The 18,186-nt window shown below is 67.8% G+C and carries 19 protein-coding genes; 17 read left to right on the top strand and 2 right to left on the bottom strand.

Translation table 11 applies throughout. The features are described 5' to 3' along the window. Positions 1–615 precede the first annotated feature (615 nt). The 16 genes from D9V36_RS01865 (at position 616) to D9V36_RS01790 (ending at position 15,431) form a co-directional block, all read left to right on the top strand. Positions 616–1,350, top strand: coding sequence for a GntR family transcriptional regulator (locus D9V36_RS01865; protein ID WP_129292151.1), 735 nt, complete (start codon positions 616–618; stop codon positions 1,348–1,350). A gap of 537 nt (positions 1,351–1,887) precedes the next feature. Then, positions 1,888–2,160, top strand: a complete 273-nt coding sequence (locus D9V36_RS01860) for a hypothetical protein (RefSeq protein ID WP_129292150.1) — start codon at positions 1,888–1,890, stop codon at positions 2,158–2,160. A gap of 229 nt (positions 2,161–2,389) precedes the next feature. Continuing rightward, a complete protein-coding gene (locus D9V36_RS01855) occupies positions 2,390–2,887 on the top strand; it encodes a hypothetical protein (protein ID WP_129292149.1) in 498 nt (165 codons plus the stop codon). Positions 2,888–2,953: 66 nt separating this feature from the next. Next, positions 2,954–3,274, top strand: coding sequence for a hypothetical protein (locus tag D9V36_RS01850; RefSeq protein ID WP_129292148.1), 321 nt, complete (start codon positions 2,954–2,956; stop codon positions 3,272–3,274). Between the two features lie 333 nt (positions 3,275–3,607). Further along, positions 3,608–4,273, top strand: coding sequence for an HAD-IA family hydrolase (locus tag D9V36_RS01845; RefSeq protein ID WP_129292147.1), 666 nt, complete (start codon positions 3,608–3,610; stop codon positions 4,271–4,273). Between the two features lie 106 nt (positions 4,274–4,379). After that, positions 4,380–5,585 carry a helix-turn-helix domain-containing protein gene (locus tag D9V36_RS01840; RefSeq protein WP_129292146.1) on the top strand — a complete coding sequence of 402 codons (1,206 nt, stop codon included), beginning with the start codon at positions 4,380–4,382 and terminating at the stop codon, positions 5,583–5,585. 144 nt (positions 5,586–5,729) lie between these two features. After that, on the top strand, positions 5,730–6,251 hold the full coding sequence (locus D9V36_RS01835; protein WP_129292145.1) for a hypothetical protein: 522 nt from the start codon (positions 5,730–5,732) through the stop codon (positions 6,249–6,251). 465 nt (positions 6,252–6,716) lie between these two features. Continuing rightward, positions 6,717–7,481 carry a hypothetical protein gene (locus tag D9V36_RS01830; protein WP_129292144.1) on the top strand — a complete coding sequence of 255 codons (765 nt, stop codon included), beginning with the start codon at positions 6,717–6,719 and terminating at the stop codon, positions 7,479–7,481. Between the two features lie 230 nt (positions 7,482–7,711). Beyond that, the gene (locus tag D9V36_RS01825; RefSeq protein ID WP_129292143.1) at positions 7,712–9,571 is read left to right on the top strand and encodes a glycoside hydrolase family 15 protein; all 1,860 of its coding nucleotides are present in this window, start codon (positions 7,712–7,714) and stop codon (positions 9,569–9,571) included. Continuing rightward, positions 9,571–10,914, top strand: coding sequence for an ATP-binding protein (locus D9V36_RS01820; protein WP_129292142.1), 1,344 nt, complete (start codon positions 9,571–9,573; stop codon positions 10,912–10,914). Before D9V36_RS01825 ends, D9V36_RS01820 begins: the two co-directional genes overlap by 1 nt. A gap of 2 nt (positions 10,915–10,916) precedes the next feature. Then, on the top strand, positions 10,917–11,339 hold the full coding sequence (locus D9V36_RS01815) for a roadblock/LC7 domain-containing protein (RefSeq protein ID WP_129292141.1): 423 nt from the start codon (positions 10,917–10,919) through the stop codon (positions 11,337–11,339). Then, positions 11,336–11,689, top strand: coding sequence for a DUF742 domain-containing protein (locus D9V36_RS01810; protein ID WP_129292140.1), 354 nt, complete (start codon positions 11,336–11,338; stop codon positions 11,687–11,689). Before D9V36_RS01815 ends, D9V36_RS01810 begins: the two co-directional genes overlap by 4 nt. Then, positions 11,667–12,287 carry a GTP-binding protein gene (locus D9V36_RS01805; protein ID WP_129292139.1) on the top strand — a complete coding sequence of 207 codons (621 nt, stop codon included), beginning with the start codon at positions 11,667–11,669 and terminating at the stop codon, positions 12,285–12,287. The genes D9V36_RS01810 and D9V36_RS01805 overlap by 23 nt, the downstream gene beginning before the upstream one ends. After that, positions 12,284–13,498: a cytochrome P450 gene (locus D9V36_RS01800; RefSeq protein WP_129292138.1), complete on the top strand. Its 1,215-nt coding sequence runs from the start codon at positions 12,284–12,286 to the stop codon at positions 13,496–13,498. The genes D9V36_RS01805 and D9V36_RS01800 overlap by 4 nt, the downstream gene beginning before the upstream one ends. A gap of 10 nt (positions 13,499–13,508) precedes the next feature. Next, complete coding sequence (locus D9V36_RS01795; protein WP_129292137.1) at positions 13,509–14,741, top strand: cytochrome P450 family protein; 1,233 nt, start codon at positions 13,509–13,511, stop codon at positions 14,739–14,741. 114 nt (positions 14,742–14,855) lie between these two features. Then, positions 14,856–15,431, top strand: a complete 576-nt coding sequence (locus D9V36_RS01790; RefSeq protein ID WP_164992823.1) for a class I SAM-dependent methyltransferase — start codon at positions 14,856–14,858, stop codon at positions 15,429–15,431. Positions 15,432–15,884: 453 nt separating this feature from the next. On the opposite strand, the gene D9V36_RS01785 is transcribed toward D9V36_RS01790, so the two are convergent. Both D9V36_RS01785 and D9V36_RS01780 read right to left on the bottom strand, forming a co-directional pair. Further along, positions 15,885–16,094: a DUF397 domain-containing protein gene (locus D9V36_RS01785; RefSeq protein ID WP_129292135.1), complete on the bottom strand. Its 210-nt coding sequence runs from the start codon at positions 16,092–16,094 to the stop codon at positions 15,885–15,887. A 178-nt stretch (positions 16,095–16,272) separates the two neighbouring features. Then, entirely contained in the window at positions 16,273–17,142 is an 870-nt protein-coding gene (locus D9V36_RS01780; protein ID WP_129292134.1) for a helix-turn-helix domain-containing protein, read from the bottom strand. Positions 17,143–17,424: 282 nt separating this feature from the next. Here D9V36_RS01780 and D9V36_RS01775 point away from each other — a divergent pair, with 282 nt between their 5' ends. Then, complete coding sequence (locus D9V36_RS01775) at positions 17,425–18,042, top strand: hypothetical protein (RefSeq protein WP_129292133.1); 618 nt, start codon at positions 17,425–17,427, stop codon at positions 18,040–18,042. Positions 18,043–18,186 lie beyond the last annotated feature (144 nt).

Below are 18,186 nucleotides of genomic sequence, written 5' to 3'. Positions count from 1 at the left end.
TGCTTTTCCTCAGGCGCTCACGACGCAGGGCCTGCCGCAGGGTCGACGGGCTCGTACCCAGATGCGCATAGCCACGCCTCCCACACCCGCAACTGCTGCAGTGCGGCCAAGCGCTGGTGTTTGTCAGGCCAGGTGCCGCCGATGTAGCACTCCGGTTGCAGCACCTCGCCGTGGTCGTATGAGCGGGAAGGCGACGGGCGCCGCGGGTCCGGATGGGTCGGCGCAGAGTTCCTTGCGCGACAGTTCCGGGTTTTGACCCACCGTCGGGTGCGGAACTGAGAGGATGCTCGCGCCGGGGCGGCTTGCAGGGGCTTGGATGGTCCCGTCGTGACGGACGGTTGCCCCGGCAACGAAGCATCAGAGAATGTTCAACCCTTCGCCTCGGTCGATCCGTTCGGCCGAGGCTCAAGGGACGGCGAGACGTGCGCGTCGGCCTGCTGCAGCAAGTCAGCCAGCCCCTGCACGAGCAACGTACTGCGCCCGAGGCCCCGGCGTGCCACCGCACCCGACCGCTTGGCGGGACGGAACGTACCCTCTCCGGTCATTCCTCTCGGGACGCGGGAGAAAGTCGCCCGACACCGCGATCTTCGGGTTCTTCCGTGAACAGTGCGGCCCATGATGATTTCTGATCTGTGCGAGGCCATCGCCCTGCTGTTGGTCCCCGCTCCTGCCTCCGCAGCGCTCGGCAACGGTGTTGATGCCGCTCTCGACAGCGTCCTGGAGACCCGGGAATCCACTGCGGACAGGCTGTGGGACATGTGGGAAGGGGCTGATGAAGATCCCTTGCTGGTGGCGATCTCGGAAGCGTGCATGCGTCGCCGTCAGGCGGACCAGGAGCTGCGGTTGCTCCTGGCCTTTGGGCGGGAGTTCGTGCGCCCGCGCCCGTATGAACTCACGGTTCTGGCCGAGGCGGGTGGCCTGTCGGCTTCTGGAGCGAAGACCGCGTACAAGCGTGCTCATGTCGCCGAGGTGGCCGCCGCTCTGGGGCGCACTTCTCGTTCCTCGCGTCGGGTTTCTCCGTCGCTGCAACAACCGTGCGGGCAGCGAAGCGTGGAGGAGCACCCCGGTCCGCCGGCCGCCGTGGACGGCGGGCAGGTTCACCCCTACCAGCGCATCGCAGACGAGCTGCGTGAGCAGATCCGGTCGGGCACTCGGCCTGTGGGCAGCCGACTGCCCTCCGTACGGGAGCTGGTGGCCTCCCACAGCGTGGCGATGGCGACGGCACGGCACGGGCTCCAGCAGCTCATCGACGAGCAGCTGATCTATACCGTCCAGGGCTTGGGATCTTTCGTCGCTCCCGATACCACTCCTTCGGATGGTCCGGATGCCGCTATGCCAGCAGGTATGTGATGACGCAGATAGGCGATCTGCGGATACCTGCGGACCAGGTCGTGCCCGCGCTTCCCGAGTTCAGGTGAGCGGCGAGCGGCCCGTGGCGCCCGCCCGTCAGGTTCGGGGGGCGTCTTGCGAAGCGCTGACCGCCCCTGGAAGGGGGACGAGTCTGTGGGCACCGGGGCCGAAGGCGAGTTCGTCGACGCGGCGACCAGCACTCCGCGGTGGGCGCTTGCAGCCTGGCCGACAGGTACTGGCTCGTGCCGGCGGCGCGGGCCGGATCCATCGCGGTCGTGGCCCCTTCCTCCGGCTGCAGCTTCCAACAGCGTTCGCTCACCCGTAGCCCGTTCTCGTCGGCGGTGCGCTCGCGCCCGTGCGACGTGGCTGGCAGCCCCGGGGCATGGGGCTTTGCCCGCCGAACGACCATCGCGCTTCGTTCGCATCGCGACCGGCCAAGGCAGATCCGTGTCACCATCGAAAGGTCGATTCTTTTCGGCCGTTGTCTCTTTCCTTTCTGATTCTCCGACAGCTATCACCGGAGCAAAGGGGTAGAAAATGAAGTTGCTGCGCGATCACCTTGCGCTTGTCATCCCCGGGCTGCTGAGCCTGGCCGCCGCCGCTTTCCTGGCTGGCCTGCGCATCGGCCTGTCCCTGTCTCCGCGTCCGGAGGCAGTATCTCAACTGGAGTTCAGCACCGGGGTCCTCGTGGTACTCGCCGTAGCGCTTCTGGCCGTGATCGCGCCCGCCGAGCGGGCCCACCGCAAGGGGCAGCGGGAGATCGCCGCCCGGGAGGCCCTCGCTCGTGGGCTGCACACTGGCGAGCAGTAACCGGAACATGGAGGTAAGAAGCTGGCCGGGCGGAATGGACATGCCCAGCGTGCTCACGATGCACACGACCGAGGCCGGGGCGCGGGCCGCGCTCGAAGCGGCCGACGAAAGGGGATGAGAGATGTTCGCGGTGTGCGGGGTGTGCTGGCTCGTAGTCGCGTGGGCCGCAGTGCGGTGCCTTGGAATCTGGCGTCTCGGTGCCGATCAGCCGTGGGCACCGAGATGGGAGGTGCTCTCCACCACATTGTTCGTAACGGCGTTCGCGGTCGTCGCCACCATCACCCTGCCGTTGCCCGTCGACCCACTGTTCCTTGCCGTCCTGGCTCTGCTGCTCACGGCAGCGGCCCTTGCCGCAGCGGTGGCTCGGTCGGCCGCCGCGCGCCGCAGCGAGTCCCAGATGCGGGCCATGCGGCAGGGGCTGGGGCTGGCTACCGCAATGCCACTGCGCCGTCCGATGACGGTAGCCCTGTTGTGGAGCATCCCCAGCTGTGCCGCCACCACTGTCTGGATGGTGGCGGCCGCGATGCATGCCGGGCCGCAACACATGACCCCCGAGGTCATGGATGCGGCCTTCGGAAACGCGATGGTCCTCGCCTACGCAGGCACAGCCCTCGGGTTCGCGCATGCGATGATTCAGTGGGTTCGTCGGGACCGTGAGGAGCGCCGAGTGCGCGCCGCCGACACCGCGCTCCTCACGAGCGGAATCGCCAAGGAACAGGACGGATAGATCCTGGCCTCCCTGAGGCTATTCGCAAGGGGCAAAGGGCTTCTTCACCTGGCCATCTTCATGGCAGTGACCAACGAAACGGCCATACTGGTCCCGGCGAAACGACTCCACCCACTGGCCAACATAGAGCGACCGGACGATCGAGGAACTATGCCAAACAGTAGCAATCGCTACAAAGCTCAGTTCACCGACCTGGAGACAAGCGCGATGACGTCTCGGGGCTTCGACAGCCCGTACATCGCCGCCGGGCACCTGAGTGCCCAGCTCACTGCGGCTGGCTACGAGGCGGAGAAGGGGTGGGGGATCCCTCTCGGCGAGGGGGCAGCGATCCAGTATCAGAACCTCAGGTACGAGGTGCTGGACGCTGAGGCTGAGAGCGCCTCCTGACGTCACAGCCAGTCGCCGGAACGTGGAGGGAAGGACTCGAAAGAGAATTTCCCGGGTCCAATCTGCCCTCGCTATCGTGAGGATTTCATGACTCGGTCAGCCCGCGGTAGTAGTCCGCTGCTGTGTGGGGTGGCGGCGGTGACCAGCTCGCACGCGACCCCGCCGCTGAACCTGTCCGCCTCGCCTCGGAGGCCGCTGGCCGACACCCCGGTCTGGCCGGCAACGCGCCAACGATGCTTCCTGGTGCAATCGGGTCGTCGCTTATTGTGCCGCGCGTCTAGCTCGGTGCCGTACCGTCCATCGTGAGGCCACCCACGAAAGGACATCCTCAGCATGCCTGAAACTGTTCCTGTAGCCGACACCGAGCATTGTCCCATTCGAGGGCTGATTCTCGACTTCGCCGGAGTGCTCACAGAAGTCGTCTACCCGGCTCACGAGCGGTGGTGTGCCTCGCAGGGGCTGGCAGCGGACGCGTGGCGTACGACGCTCAACACCCACCCTGAGGCCCGCCAGCACTATAGAGCCCTCGAAGTCGGGGCGATGGACCAAGCCGACTTCAACACGCGCATCGCTGTCCTCCTCGGCCTGAACGACGGGGAGAACCTCATGGGCCGCGTCTGGTCTGATGTTCGTCCTGCGGCCGGGATGATCGCCTTCGCCAAGGCTGCCCGGTCCGCCGGGATGAAGCTGGCGATGCTGTCGAATTCCTTCGGCCTGGACCCATACGACCCATACGCCCACATCGGCGTGATGGAGCTGTTCGACGTGACCGTCATCAGCGAAATCGAGGGGATCGCCAAGCCTGATTCGGTGATTTACCAGACCACCCTTGACCGTCTGGGCTTGTCCGGTCCCCAGTGCGTGTTCGTGGATGATCACCTCGGGAATCTGCCGCCGGCGGCCGAGCTCGGCATCCATACCGTGCACGCCACCGACGAAGACAGCACCGTGGCCAGCCTTGAGTCCCTCCTTGGCATTCGAGCCGACTGCCGGGCCTGAGGACTGCTCGCTCCCGTTCGCCCAACTCTGTTGCGTACGAGCTCGTTTCAAGACCGGTCACCCGGGCGTACTGTGCGAACAGGCCACTTACACGGGAGGGACTGGCATGACGCAATGGGCGGCGCACAGCACCGGGACGCGGATCAAGTTGCTGCGCGGCGACATGACGCAGGAGCAGCTAGCAGATAGCTCGGGGCTGTCAGTAGCTACTGTCCGGAAGGGGGAGCAAAACGGCAATTTGGGGGTCGCATCGTTGCTTCGGCTGGCCTCCGGGCTCAGTACGGACATCTCGGTGATCCTGGGCCAGCAGGCTCCGCGCCGGGCGATGGAGCGGGACGAGCGAGCTGCCCTGCGGGACATGTCCGCCGCTGTCCATGATTCTGCCCTGGGGATCGCTGACGTCGAGCCTGGTGCCGTCCCGGAGCTGCGCGCCGCCGCCCGCCGCGCCGATGCGGCGTTCTGGACTGGCGGGTACACCGACCTCGGTGCCGTTCTCGGTCTTCTGCTGCCGCAGGCTCGTGCCACGTACGACCATGCCGACGGCGCTGAAAAGGAGAAGGCGGCCGGGGTGCTGGCCGATGCCTACCTGACCGCGGGCATGGCCGCGAACCTCTTGGGGGCCCGTGACCTGGGGTACTCCGCGATCACCTACGGCCATCAAGTTGCCGTTGGCGCCGGGGATGTGCTTCGAGCTGCGCACCTGATGGCCGCTCACTCCTGGGTGTGTCTGCGCGACGGGCACACGGCGAAGGCTGTGCGTCTGGCATCCATGGCGGCAGCGCAGGTCGAGCCGCGCATGTCTGACACTGAGCCCGACCAGCTCAGCGTCTATGGGCAGCTGGTCATGAACGCAGCCGTCGCCGCCTCCCGGGGCGGCGCCTCGCCGGACGCGGCACGCGAGTACCTGAGCCAAGCGCATGCCGTTGCCGCGCGACTCGGACGCGAGCACGCCCGCGGCGGCCACGGGCAGCCCTACGGGCCCGTATACGCCACCACCCAGGCCCTGTCGGTAGCCATCGCGCTCGGCGAGACCGGCAAGGCGGTACGCCTCATCAACAGCGCCCACTTGGATGCCCACGCCCTTCCCCTGTCGACGCACGCACGCTGGAAACTTGATGTGGCACTAATCCGTACGGAGACCAAGGAATGGGAGCCGGCCGCGGCCGAGCTCTCTGAGGTGTGCGAAATGGCTCCCCGGTGGGTACGGCACCAGGCCCTTCCCGGCGTGATCGTCGAGCGCCTGACGGACGTGTCCGTGACCAAGGTCAGGAAGCTGGCGGAAGCCGCCGGGGTTCCCATCGGTCTGCGGTAGCCGCCCGACTCCTACGCTCCATAGCGCTTCCTCGCCTTCGGGATCGCGGACTACTACGGGGCGTAGGAGTCGGCTGCCCGCCAACTTCGCGAACTACTACGATCGCGTCTTCACCTCACCTCGTCGCGCCGTGAAAGTAGAGGCATGACGAAGGCTCACCGCACTCCGTCGGCCCATACGCCCGGCCGGGTATCGGTCGCCCTGTACATCGCGACCGGCGACCCCGACGCGGCCGAACTCCTCGCCGACTCCTGCTCCCAGTACGCCACGACCCGGGAATGGGATGCCGTGGCGACCGTGACGGACGTCGACCGCACGGCTCCCCTGGCGGGACGTCAGGGGTGGCTCGATGTGCTGTCGCTCCTCTCGGACCGCACGGTGCGCGGAGTGGTCACCTACTGCCCCGGAATGGTCGCGGCGCGCTCGGGTGAATTTGATGCCGTGCGCGAACTCCTCCGCCAGCAAGGCGCGTTCCTCGCGACGGCCCGCACCCGCAGCAACGGAACGCCACCGGGGCGATCACCCGACCAGACCGTCCCCCAGCAGACGATCGCGGTACAGGCCGGGAGTGCTGAACCCGGTGGCGGACCTCCGGCGGGGCTCTATCTGCCTGCCGGGGATGGTGGGGGCACCCTCAGTGTCCCGCTACGGCCTCATAGCGGCTGAAGGTCGCACGGACGCGGCAGAGGACTCCAAGGCCAAGGCCGGTGACCTCTGTGAGCGGCGCGCCAACTCCCGTAACCCTCATGGCCTGGCCGGGCCTGCTCTGTCAGGCGAAGACCATCTCCCGCTGCCTCGATCCCCGTGAAGGGCAGCACCCCCACTGGAGCCGACACCCCGGTGACCAGTGGGCTTCCTCCCGCCCGGGCGGGAGGAAGCGCTGTCGCCCAGGCCCACCAGGCCGGCGACAGCGTCGGGCGGGCTCCAGTTCGGTAGGCGCGCTGGGGCCCGCCCATGCACCACCGCCGGACCCCTTCAGTACCGACCGCGACGAAAGACACGACGATGGCCCGATCCCTACGCGCCGCACTGCGGCACCTCCCTCGGTCACCCGGTTGCGGTTCCGGCCGGCTCGCTGACAATGGCGGCACGTCGGTCCAGGTGTGCAACGGCACCCTGCGCCATCGTCGGTTGGCTCGCGAGACCGAGCAGTTGCTGGTCCGCGCCGCTCCGGTCATCGAGCAGGTCACGGGGCTGGACCTACCGCACCTGTGCTTCCGCATCCTGTCGCCCCGGGCTTGGCGCGCGGAGATGCTGGCGTACGTAGACCAAGCACGTCTGCAGGCCGCGACCATGCGGCCGAGGCTGTCCCCCGAGCAACTGGTCGAGCATGACCGGATCCGGGCCGACTACGCCGAGGACTACGCACGAAAGAGGGCCACGTATCCCGCCGCCACCGTGACGGCCGAGGACGGTACGCCGCAGACCCTGATCGCCCCCGGCGCCCTGCACCGGGCTGCTCTTCGAAACAACCCGCGGGCCCTGTACAGGGTTCTGATCCACGAGAGCGTCCACCAGGGCCAGGACACGGCCAGCCGCGGGGCTGTGGCACCGGTCTCTCCGCTGTCGCGGGACCTCGTGGTCGAGGGCAAGGCGATCCGTCACCTGTTGGAGGGCCACGCTGAGTGGGCCGAGCGCCGGGTCACCCAGATCCTCTTCGGCGGCCAGGAGACCCCGCGCCCCTCCGAGCACGCCCCGCAGGCGGAGAACACCAGAGGGACTCCGGCTCACGACCGGCAAGAGCTTCACGCGGCGGGAGTCCAGTTCGTGGAGGCGGCTGTCGCGGCCGCGGGTGACGTTCAGCGCTTCAACAAGATCTGGCGGGACCGCAGCTGCGTACCGACGGTGCAAGAGCTCTCCCGACCCGACGCCTGGTCACGACGTGTGGGGCTGTGAGGCTCGCCTTGACGCTCCGCCCCTCCCCCGCTCCTCGCTTGCTTCCTTCGCGGCTCGCCTTCTCGCCGTCGCACCGGCGCCGGGCCGCCTCTGGCCGACCTTGAACTGCATTGCTGCAGAGCCGAGATGACAACCTGCAGCGCCGTTCGCCCCGCCCCCTGACCGTGGCGGACACCGTTGCCGACACCACGCCCCCTCGCCCGCCTCTCAGAGCATCCACGGAGAAAGACATGACCTTCCGCCCTCCACGCATCGAACAGTACGGCCTCCTCTCCGACATGCAGACGGCCGCTCTCGTGTGCGATGACGGCGGCCTCAACTGGTTGCCGACGCCCCGCTTCGACTCCCCCAGCGCCTTCAGCGCCCTGCTGGGGAACGACAGCCACGGCACCTGGCGGATAGCCCCGAACCCCGACATCGCCGGCAACGTGACGGCCCAGCGCCGGTATCACGGTGAGTCGCTCGTCCTCCAGTCCGAGTGGCACACGACGTCGGGCAGTGTCCGGGTCACGGACCTGATGCCGCCGTGCGACCGCGTCGGTGCACCCCAGGTGATCCGCATCGTCGACGGCGTCAGCGGCGAAGTGCCGATGATCTCGACCCTGCGCCCGCGCCTGGACTACGGGAGGGTCAGCCCGTGGATCCACCAGCAGGACGGGCGTACGGTCGCAGCGGCCGGCCCGGACGCCTTGTGGTGCGACCTCCCTGTTCAGCACACCAGGGAGGACGGCGGCATCGTGAGCCGCTTCACCGTTGCCGCAGGTGAACGCGCCACCTTCGCGCTCACCTACGCCTCCTCTCACGCCGCGCCGCCGGAAGTCCCCGACCCCGAGGCCGCCTTCGCCAAAACGCTCTCCTTCTGGCAGGGCTGGGCAGCGGAGGGGACCTACGCCGTGTGCCAGCAGCACCGTGAGGCAGTGATCCGGTCTGTGCTCACCTGCAAGGCCCTGATCTACAAGGCGAGCGGCGCCATTGTGGCGGCTCCGACCACCTCACTGCCCGAGGAGCCCGGCGGCACACGGAACTGGGACTACCGCTACGCCTGGCTCCGGGACTCCTCCACGACCCTGGCCGCCCTGCTGGGGACCGGGCACTGGCGGGAGGCCAAGGACTGGCGGCGGTGGCTGCTGCTGACGGTGGCCGGCGATCCGGAGAACCTGCAGATCATGTATGGGATCACCGGAGAACGCGATCTGCCCGAGCGGGAGCTGCCCTGGCTTCCGGGCTACGAGAACTCGGCACCGGTCCGGGTGGGCAACGGTGCCGCCGATCAGCTGCAGCTCGACGTGTACGGCGAGGTGATCGAGACCCTCTACCTCGCACACGAGGCCGGTCTCGCGCCGTGCAGCGATACAGCGAACCTGCACCGGCGCCTCGTGGAACAGCTCGCCGACCGCTGGCAGGAGCCCGATGAGGGGATCTGGGAGATTCGCGGTCCCCGACGGCACTTCGTGCACTCCAAGGTGATGGCCTGGGTGGCGGTCGACCGCACGATCCGGCTCGCCGAGGCCGGCGCGCTCGACGCCGACCTTCCGGCTCTCAAGGAACTGCGCGAGGAGATCCACCGGGATGTCTGCGAGAAGGGCTTCGACAAGGAACGCAACACCTTCACTCAGTCCTACGGCTCGCCCGAGCTGGACGCGTCGCTGCTGGTGATCCCCCGGGTCGGCTTCCTTCCTCCCCACGACCCGCGGGTCGTGGGGACCGTGGAGGCGGTCCGCCGTGAACTGGCCACCGCTGACGGCTTCGTGCGCCGCTACCTCACCGCCGGCGACCGCACCGGGGTGGACGGCCTGGCCGGGGACGAGGGCACCTTCGTCCTGTGCTCGTTCTGGCTGGTGGACGCGCTCGCGCTCATCGGCCGCCTCGACGAGGCCCACGAGCTGTTCGACCGGCTCCTGGAAGTGCGCAACGACCTCGGGCTCCTGGCAGAGGAGTACGACCCCGTGGCCGGGCGGCAACTCGGCAACTACCCACAGGCCTTCAGCCACATGGGATTGATTCAGTCCGCCTTGCTCCTGAAGCGGCTCGCCGCGGAGCCGGCGGTTGCAGACGCCCCGGTTACCGCCACGGTCCTGGCGGTCGCCTGATGCTCGCGCTGATCCTGATTCTCACCGCGCTGCTGGCCGTCGCCATCACCGTAGCCGTGCACTACTACAACCGCTCGTGTCACCACCTGGCCACCGCGGACCGGCAGAAGGCGGGCAAAGAAGAGCTGGCGCAGCAGATCCGCGCGGCCGAGCAGCTCGTCGAACTGATGACGCGTGAGCTCACGACTGCCTCGTCGCAGATCGTTGGCGGAGGGGCCCACCAGGCTGCTCTTGCGGTGCCGTCGCCGCTGATGAACACCCAGCTTGCCCACCGTCTCGATCTGCTCGCCGGGCAGTGCCGGTCCTCTCTCATGCTGACCTTGGACGTCGCTCAGGGCGCAGCCCAGGAGCAACTGGAGCAGGTGCAGCGTGACGCCGCGCAGGAGGTCGCTCGGGTCCGGCAGGAGGCGGAGAACGTTGCTCGGGCCGCGGTGCGTGCGTTCGCCTCCAGCACCGTGCAGCGGGCGTCGAAGCTCAGCAAGCGGATCAGTGAGGGGGTTCGGCGACACGTTTCGGATGAGGCGTACGAGACGTTGGAGGAGATCGACCACCTGGTTCAGCAGATGGTGACGACGGCTTCCGGCTATGCCGTGGTGGCCGGTGACAGGCTCTCGAAGCGTCATCCGGCCACCACGCTCACGGATGTGGTCCGCGCTGCCATGGGCCGCGTCGACGGCTATCAGCGGGTGCAGCATCTCAAGATGGATGCCTTCGCGGTGGAGGGCCGGGCGGTGGAAGCCGTCATTCTCACCCTGGCAGTCGTGTTGGACAACGCCTTGAGGTACTCCCCGCCGGCGGCTGACGTGCACGTCTCGCTGGCCCATGGCCACAGCGAGCTCTTCGTGACGGTCGACGACGCCGGGGTCCAAATGAACAGTGAGAGGCTGGAGTGGGCCCGCAAGGTGATGTCCAGCGTTCACCGTGAGGACATCACCGGCCTGGGGGCCTACCCGCAGACCGGGCTGCGGGTGGCTGCGATCCTCGCCGCCCACTACGGCTTCCGCGTCGACATTGCGGTCCCCAGTGTCTACGGCGGCACCCGTGTCCTCATCGCGCTGCCACAAAAGCTCCTGACCACCCCGCCCAGCACGGAGCCCCTGCCTGCAGCATGCCAGGAGCCCGTGCCTGGGGCGCAGCCGGCCCCGGAGCCGGTGGTCGCTGCTGCCAGTACGGCGAGCGGGCTGCCTCAACGGGTGCGCAGTACGCGCTCCCCCCGGCCTTCGCCCGGCCCGGATGCTGTGACGTCGGTTCAGCCGGGCCGGCACGAAGTGGTCGCGGCCTGGAGGGCCGGAAGTCTCCGAGGCCGCGAGGAGCTCACCACCAGTGAAGAGGAAAGGGATTGATTATGCGCACAATCCGCAATGAGCTGGGCTGGCTGCTGGACGAGCAGCTCGGCACTGTCGAAGGTGTCGAGCTTGCCGTACTGGTGAGCAGGGACGGCCTGCCCAAGGCGCATACCAAGAAGCTCGATGATGAGTACATCGAAAAGTTCGCCGCGGTGACGGCATCCTGCCGTGCGTCGAGCAAGGGGTTGAAGGACTTCACCGATTGCGGCGAAGTGCGCCAGCAGGTGGTCGAGTTCAACAACAACCTCCTTCTGATGACCGCGGCCGGTGACAACACCGTGCTGTCGGTCCTCACGTCCAGCGCCCACGTGGATGTCGGCGTGATCAGCCAGAACATGCAGCAGCTCGCGGCGCGGCTGCACGAGCGGCTGGGGACCCGGCAGCGCACGACGCCGGAGTCGGGCGGGGGCTGCGGGGCATGACCGGGCCGCGGCGGGACCCGGACCTCGTCAGACCCTACGTCCGTACACGGGGGCGTGCGCGTCCCCGCCCGGACGTGCGGCTGGAGAGCGTAGTGGTTGCCGCCCCCGGCCTCAGGAGCGACCTGGGGCCGGACGCCGGGCAGGTGCAGCGGCTGTTCGCGGCGGGGGGCGGCGGCCTCGCCGTCGCGGATATCGCCGCCGCCCTGCAGATGCCGCCCTCCACGGCACGCATTCTCGTCTCCCAGCTGGTCGAGGCCGGCTGTCTGGGTCTCCCCGTCTCGGCCACCGGCGACCGGCCCGAAACTGAACTCCTGCAAAGGGTGCTCGATGGACTTCACTCCCGCCTCTGACTTCTCCCAGGTCACCTACGTACCCGAGACCGTGACGGACACGGCCAAGATCGTGGTGGCCGGTGGCTTCGGCGTGGGGAAGACCACGTTGATCGGCAGCGTGTCCGAGGTGACGCCGCTGCGCATGGAGGCACCGATCACTGTCGACAGTGAAGGCGTCGACGACTTGCAGGGGACGCCGGAGAAGACCGCGACCACGGTGGGCATGGACTTCGGCCGACTCCAGCTGGGCGACCAGCTGATGCTCTATTTGTTCGGCCTGCCAGGGCAAGCCCGGTTTCAGCCGATATGGGAAGACCTGGTGGAAGGCGCGCTGGGCTGCCTGGTCCTGGCCGACACCCGCAGGCTCGACGCCTGCTACAGCGCCCTGGAGCTGCTGGAAAATCACGGTATCCCGTATGCCGTCGCGCTCAATGCCTTTCCCGACGCCCCCACCTACGACGAGGGCGAAGTGCGTCAGGCCCTGGCCCTCGACGAGGAAACCCTGCTGACCACCTGTGATGCCCGCGATCGCACCTCCTCGCTCTACGCACTCATCGGGCTCGTAAAGCATCTGCTCAAGCAGCCCATAGCCGCACCCATGGAGTCCCAGCGATGACCACCACTGCCCATGGCCCGGCAACTGAGTCGGACCGGTTCCCGCTGTACACGCCGGAGTTCGCCGCCGACCCGCACGCGGCCTACGCACACATGCGGTCCACCCACGGCGCGCTGGTGCCGGTGGAGCTGTCCCCGGGCGTCCCGGCGACGTTGGTGATCGGCTACAGCCAGGCCCGGCGCATCCTCAACGAGCCGTGGAACTTCCCCGCCGACCCGCGAGTGTGGCAGAAGGAGGTACCGGCGACCTGCCCGGTGCGGCCGATGATGGAGTGGCGGCCCAACGCGCTGCGCAGCGCCGAAGACGACCACGCCCGCTACCGCGCCGCCAACACCTCCAGCCTCGATGCCGTAGACCAGCACGAGCTGCGCTCCCTGGTGGAAGCGGTGGCCGGCGCTGCAGTCGGCAAGTTCCGCTCCGCCGGCCGCGCGGACCTCGTCGGCGACTTCGCCCGTCCGATCGCCTTCCGGGTCCTGAGCAAGCTCCTCGGCTGCCCGGACGAGATCGGCGACCGCATCGCGCACGGCATGGCGAGCATTTTCAACACCACGGACGCAGAGCACGGAAACCAGGTCCTCGGCCAGGCCGTCGCCGACCTCGTCGCCCTGCGACGACGGCAGCCCGCCGACGACGTCACCTCCCGCATGATGGCCCACCCCGGCGGTCTGGACGACACGGAGATGGCCCATCAGCTCGTCACGCTCTACGGCGCCGGCATCGAACCCGTGACCAACCTCATCAGCAACACCTGCCGCAAGATCCTCAGCGACGACGGCTTCTCCACCGCGCTCCACGCCGCCCAGTCCACCGTGCGCGACGCCCTCGACACCGTGCTGTACCAGGACCCGCCGCTGGCGAACTACTGCATCAGCTACCCGCCCGCTCCCGTCCGGGTCGATGACGTTGTCCTGCCCGCCCACCAGCCGGTGGTGATCTCCATGGCGGCGTGCAACAACGACCCCGCTCTCACCCACGGCCTCGCGGCGGACGCCCTCGCCGGAAACCGGGCCCACCTGGCCTGGAGTGCCGGCCCGCACACCTGCCCGGCGCGCTCCCACGCCTACCTCATCGCCGAGACCGCCATCAGCTACCTGCTGGACGCCCACCCCGTAATGGACCTCGCCGTCGCCGAAGGCGAACTGCGCTGGCGCCCGGGCCCGTTCCACCGCGCCCTGGAATCCCTCCCCGTCATCTTCCCCACCGCACGCTGAAGGAGCCCACATGCCCGAGCAGCCGATTCTCGTCCTCGACCCCGCCGCCTTGGACCACCACGCCGAGCACGAAGCCCTGCGCGCCCGCGGCCCGGCCACCCCGATGGACCTCCTCGGCGTGACCGCCTGGTCCGTGTCCGACCCCGACCTCCTCAAGACGCTCCTCACCAGCCCGCAGGTCTCCAAGGACGGCAGGGCCCACTGGCCCGCCTTCGCCGAGACCGTCCCCACCTGGCCCCTTAAGCTCTGGGTCGGCGTCCAGAACATGTTCACCGCCTACGGCACCGAGCATCTCCGGCTGCGGCGGATGATCCAGCCGGCCTTCAGCGCCCGCCGCATCCAGAACCTGAGCACCGGCATCGAGCAGATCGTCACGGCACTCCTCGACGACCTCGCCTCCCGGCCGGCCGGGGAGAGCGTGGACCTGCGCGAGCACCTGGCCTACCCCCTGCCGATCGCGGTCATCGGCCAGCTCATGGGCGTCCCCGAAGACCAGCGCGCCGGCTTCCGCGCCGTCGTCGACGGCGTCTTCGCCACCACCGTCACCCCCGCACAGGCTGACGCGAACACAGCGCTGCTGTACGAGGCCCTCGACCAGCTGATAGCGGCGAAGCGCGCCGAACCCGGCGAGGACATGACCTCCCGGCTCATCGCCGCCCGCGACATCGACGGTGACGGGTCCGGTCTGACGGACCAGGAGCTGCGCGACACACTGCTCCTGATGATCGCCGCCGGCTACGAGACCACCGTCAACGTCCTTGACCAGGCCATCGTTGCCCTGCTGACCGACACCGCCCAGCTCGACCACGTCCGCGGCGGCCGTGCCAGCTGGAGCGACGTCGTGGAGGAAACGCTGCGACACGAGCCGGCCATCAAGCACCTGCCACTGCGGTTCGCCACCGCGGACATCCCCCTGCCCGACGGACAGACGATCCGGGCAGGTGAGGCGATCCTCGCCTCCTACGCCGCAGCCAACCGGCACCCCAACTGGCATGGCGAGTCCGCCGACCTCTTCGACGCCACCCGGCCGACGAAGGACCATCTCGCCTTCGGCTACGGCGTGCACTACTGCCTCGGCGCCCCACTCGCCCGCCTCGAAGTCGCCACCGCCCTGCGCATGCTGTTCGAACGCTTCCCCGACCTCGCCCTGGCCGTACCCGCCGACGCACTGCGGCCGCTGCCGTCGCTGATCAGCAACGGCCACCAGACCCTCCCCGTACACCTGGGACCGGCTGCCGGATGACCACGAACGGGAGAGCAGCACAGCATGACGGCCCTCGAACGGCCCACCGAGCATGAGGTCCGACCCGGGCACAGCCCCCAGACGTCCGAGACGCCGCGCGCTGCAGGAGGCGGCATGACGGCAGCCGGCATCCCGTCGCGCGCGTCGTGGAACGCCTGGGAGGAGAACGGCCACACCTTCCGCGTCATCACCGACATCGAACTGTCGCGCTTCACCCGCTACTGCCTCAAGCGCCGCGGCCGGACCGCCATCGACGCCGGCTGCGGAAACGGGGCCTTCACTCGCCAGCTGCACCGTTTCGGATTCGACGTCACCGGCCTCGACTTCGCCGACGGGCCGCTGGCGGCCGCCCGCCGCACACCACTGGCCGGAGTGGGCTACCGGAACCACGACCTCAACCACGAGGATCCGCCCCAACTGCCGCCACACGGCATAGACCTCGTGGTGTGCCGCCTCGTGCTGCCCTTCCTTGACCAGCCCTACGCGTGGGTTCGACGAGTCCGCGACCACTGGCTGAGCGATCAAGGCCAGCTGTACCTCGTCATCCCCGTGGTGAACGGCCACGCCACCCAGCCCGGCGGGATGACCGAAGAGGAGATCGCCGACCTCAGCAACGGGTGGTCAAGCATCGTCCGATACGACCTGCGCGGCCCCCTGGCGTGCCTCGTACTCGGCGCCGCACGCGAATAGCCACCACAGGATCTGCCAGGTCGTCGGGTGTCGAGCCTGAAGCGCACGTCCACCGCGGACCTGGGCGGCCAGTACATCTGGAGGTTCAATCCCGTGACCTCCCTGTGCTGTTGATGCTTTCGGGGGCACTTCCGCAGGAAGATCCTTCTCATGCTCTTCCGGCGTAGGGCAGCAGAGCGGAAAGCGATTGGGAGCTGTGACGCTGGGAAGTCCTTCGTACGCCGACGCGCAGGAGACGCGTCATGGTCTGGAAGCGTGGTGAAGGAGTGGCCGGTCACCCCGTCACTTCGTCGTCCTTGGCAGCCCCGCCCAGGTCAACTCGCTGAACATGCCGCAAACGTTGAGTGGTTGCCACACACGTCGCGGGGAGGGAGAGTAGACCGGCGAAGCGTCCCTCCTCACTGTGGTTGAGGAGGGACGCTTGCGGTCCTTACCCTGCTTCGGCTGGCACCGTTATGCGGTGGTGCTCCATGGGGAGGCGTCGGCCTGGACCGAGTTCAAGAACTCGGTCCAGGCCGACGACGTGAAGGTGAGGTGTGGGCCGTGAGGGTTCTTGGAGTCCCTCACATGCACCGCGGTGTGATTAGGTGATGCGCATTCGACGCAATCCCCTCCGTTTTGCCCGCTGTAGCTGCTCTTGCGCCAGCGGAGTTCTGTTTCCAACGAGGAGTCTCCTTATTCGTTGTGGCCTCGACGGTGGTCCGTCGGTGGCCAGAAGCGAGGCCTGAGCGCCTCGCCCTCTGAGTGTCCCGCAACGCTTCGTGGAGCCATAGACCGGGAGCCCTGACAGGGCGGCACCGGTGATGACTGCCTTCAGCGCGCGTCGGCACGGCGGCCGCCTTCACAAAGCGGCTGCGGTGGACTGGATCATGGCAAGAGACTGTTCCTCAGTAGCCGCCAATCTTTCAAGTTGCTCGAAGGCGGCGATGAACGGAGCAACCAGCTCGACATCGGAGAGAACACCTCCGTCCACAAGGTTCTCCAGGTAAGCGAGGTCGCCCACGATCTCATCGTCGAAGCCCCAGATCGTGAACGGCCCGTGCATCGCCGGATGAGCCCCGGCCGAGAACGGCAAGATCTTGACGCTGATGTTGGGCTGCTGCGCAAGCTCCGAAAGCCTTTCGAGCTGCTGGCGCATCACATCGGCGCCACCGACTGGCCGACGGATGACCGCCTCGTTGAGGGTCATCATCACATCCGGTGCGCCGTCCGGGCGTGTCAGGATGCTCTGCCTGGTTGCCCGGACCTCGGCATGCCTGTCGATTGTCTCTTCATCCGCATCGGACAGCCCAAGAATCGCCATCGCGTAGCCCAGGACCTGAGCGAGCCCGGGGACGAACTCAGACTGGTAGATCCAGATTCGCCTCGCGGCTGCCTCCAAGCCGATATTTGCCCGAAACCACTCCGGCACCGTCTGCTTGAGGGACTTCGCGTCCCACCAGCCCTTGCCTGTCTTACTGATGAGCGCGTAGCTCTCCAGTTCGTCACGTAGCTCGCGCGAGACCTCGTACAAGTCGCAGAGCAGGCGAACGTCGCCGACTTCGACGGCGGTCATCTTCGTCTCCAGACGGGTCATCCGAGCTGTTGACCAGCCGAAGCGTTTCGCCACGGCTGACGCCTTGAGACCTTTCCCCTCTCTGAGACGCCGAAGTTTCAGGCCCAGCAGGATGCGGCACAGGGCCACCGATCTGTCATCGGCCGTGATCACCATCTGCGCTCCTTGTTAGCGGACTTGCCGTCGACCTGACGGCTCGTGACGTGCCCATCATCGCCGCCGCGTTGGGCTGACGATAGTCGTGCCCCGGCGCCGACGACACACTGAAAACGTCTAGTGCGAAATTTTCGCATCCTAGCTTTACGGAGAGAAGTTTCCCCTGCCATACTTCGTGAGTCGCAACACACGGCATCTGGGTGTGCGCGCTACGTGATGAGCGCGCCTTGTTCCCCTGCCCCATCGACGACGAGGACACCGGCAATGCCCCAAACCTCGAGCATGCAGCTGCGGCGCCCTTGCGCGTCGGTCGAAGCCAACACCGACCACGTCGATGCCTTGCGTCGGGAGACCGGCCGGCGGCGACTCTTAGCTACCGCGCCCGGTGCCTCCGTCGCTGACGACTCTGGCATCGCTGCTCTCTGCGAACACGAACCACAGCTCGTCGTCAAACGACCCCAGGTATGGGGGGCGAGCCGTGACGGCACCACTCCAGCGCAGCCAGTTCGAGCGCTGGTCTACGTCCATGCAGAGCCCAATGATGTGCGGGCGGCGCTGGCCCGCCTCGTCTCCCAGGCCGACGATCTCGACTTTGCCCTGGTGGGTGCACTTGCGGATGATCGTGGAGGGAACATCGATCATCCTGATGCGCTGCCGGACCGCCGCGGGGGCTGTCAGCTAACCATGCTGATTGATGCCCATGCCGCGGACGTCCTGATCGTCCGCTCCGAGACTGAACTCGCAGATGACGCTTCGAATCGGTGCAGGTTGCGAGACTGGCTCAGGATCAACGAAACGCAACTGATCGTGCTCGAACCCCGGGCAGCCGAAGTGGACGCCTGGCGGCAGCGGCGGGCCTCGGCGCCGCCCGCGCCCGAGGGATTACAGGTACAGAAATGACCGCCCGCTCGCTCGGCGCAGGAGATCGGAACAGGGCAAGACATCGCGCTCAGAAGCCGACCACCTTCATCGACAGACGAGTTGGGGAGATCAGCCGGCACCGCGCGGCCGTGGCGTTAGCGGTCTTGCTGCTCCTCTACCCCA

It is taken from the genome of Streptomyces lydicus (genome assembly GCF_004125265.1).
GTDB lineage: Bacteria > Actinomycetota > Actinomycetes > Streptomycetales > Streptomycetaceae > Streptomyces > Streptomyces lydicus_C.
This window is presented reverse-complemented; position numbering and strand designations above follow the sequence as displayed.